1 protein-coding gene is annotated in these 1,635 nt (G+C 56.1%); it reads right to left on the bottom strand.

Annotated features, from left to right (window positions below):
- Positions 1 to 1,336: 1,336 nt before the first annotated feature.
- Positions 1,337 to 1,543 carry a hypothetical protein gene (locus AC628_RS43640; RefSeq protein ID WP_143202097.1) on the bottom strand — a complete coding sequence of 69 codons (207 nt, stop codon included), beginning with the start codon at positions 1,541 to 1,543 and terminating at the stop codon, positions 1,337 to 1,339.
- Positions 1,544 to 1,635: the final 92 nt, after the last annotated feature.

Here is a 1,635-nt window from a genome sequence, read left to right as displayed (position 1 = left end):
TCATTCAATCATGAATCGCCGTGATCTCTCCACTGAAGGTAGAAGAAGCCTGGAACATGTTGCGATATCTGAACGGAGCTAGAATCCAAGTGAGACAGAGCGATCACATCAGCACCTAGTGATCATTTTTTATTGAGATCGAACTACGGGGATGCTGAAGTTAGACCTCAACGCCTGAGCTTGGCCGACGCTTGCTCAAGTTTTCTAATGGTGGATCGCGCTAGTTCAAACGGCGATCCTTCTGACCGGCGCAAAGTCGGCAGCCATGTTGAGCGGGGCTATGTTGCTAGCGTGTTCGGTCGCGTGCTGGTCAGATGATGCCAACGTGCATCCTTGGATGCAGATGCGCGATATCTGCGGGAAGTCAGGTCACAGAATACTCGGTTATCCACGTGCTGGTGCGATCTGGCCGACTCACGCTAAGCAGGTGTTGTCGATCAGCCCAATATATTAAGGACGAGAATGGTTGCTGCTGCTCGTAGACTGCCCGCTTCTGGCTATGCCCTCGAAGTCGACGGTCGATTAAAGGCCGAATTTGAAGACCAGAGACGGGGCGTGGGCAGGAGCGGCGGAGTTGAAGAAGCGCTTCCCCATCCTTCGCGTCAGGATCTACGACGCGCAAACAAAGGCTACAGAGGAAGTGTCGCCGCCACAGGCTTGAGTGTGCGTTGGCCGATTGTTTCGACGCGTGCAGCGGCGGCCGCACCGGGCTCTCGCGAACCGAGCCGCACGGCATCTCGGCAATTCGGCTTCGATCCCTCGCGCAAGTGAGAGATAATATGATGTGTCGCTCGCCGGAGGCACTCGCTCGCGGGTCCCGCCGGCATTGCATACCGGCGTCGCTATCACTGCCCCGCGCTCGGGTGCCTTGTTAACCGGTCTCGCGACTGCAGTCGCCTCGGTGCCCGCGGTCATTGCATGCCCGCGTCGCTATCACTGCCCTCTCGTCCGATGCTTTTGTTGATGAGTTTCCGCCTGGTGGCGTCGCCTGCGCTGGAATGACAATTCGTTTGGCTGGGAAAGGCGCTTGGTGACACAATTCACTATGTGCGGCGCGGTGCACAGCTTGTGCACGATCATGTCACGCTGCGGCTACGTCAATGAGATCCAGCAGTTGTGTGTCGAGCTGAGCCAACGACTCTTTGCTAGTCATAGGACCGGGAAGGCAAACCTGCCTGGCTCAAACTCACCCGAACACCGTTGGCGAAAGACGATTGTTGATCCTCGCTCTCGCCGAGCAGGGTGTTGAGCAAAAGTGAGTTGGATGCGCATAAGCCACGGCCTGGTTTGCTTGCTGCAATGGTGGGTGGTGACGCAGTGCTGACGCGCGTTAGCGCTAAGCATCGTCCCAACTACCTCCTTTAGGAACTTGCTTGCACACCGTTCCCTGACCAGGTATCCATCGGCACAGTATGTCGTGAAAGCCGTCACTTCCTGGGTATCGCTTTTCCGGATGATTGGCTGCCAATTCAAATGACGCAGCAGCTTTTTTTACTGTCTTTTTTGCTTTCGCTGCCTTTTTCGCCTTCTTTGCTTTCGCCATCTACGTTCTCCCTCTGTCTAGCGCCCCGTTAGCGTCCTGACGCTATTTGCCACCGACAATCCAACGTCCCCTGACAATTGCGCGGTCTGTGC

Origin of the sequence: Bradyrhizobium sp. NAS96.2 (assembly GCF_001908235.1) — a bacterium.
In the GTDB taxonomy this organism is placed as follows: Bacteria; Pseudomonadota; Alphaproteobacteria; order Rhizobiales; family Xanthobacteraceae; genus Bradyrhizobium.
The sequence above is the reverse complement of the archived record's forward strand: the minus strand, read 5'-3'. Positions and strand labels throughout refer to the sequence as shown.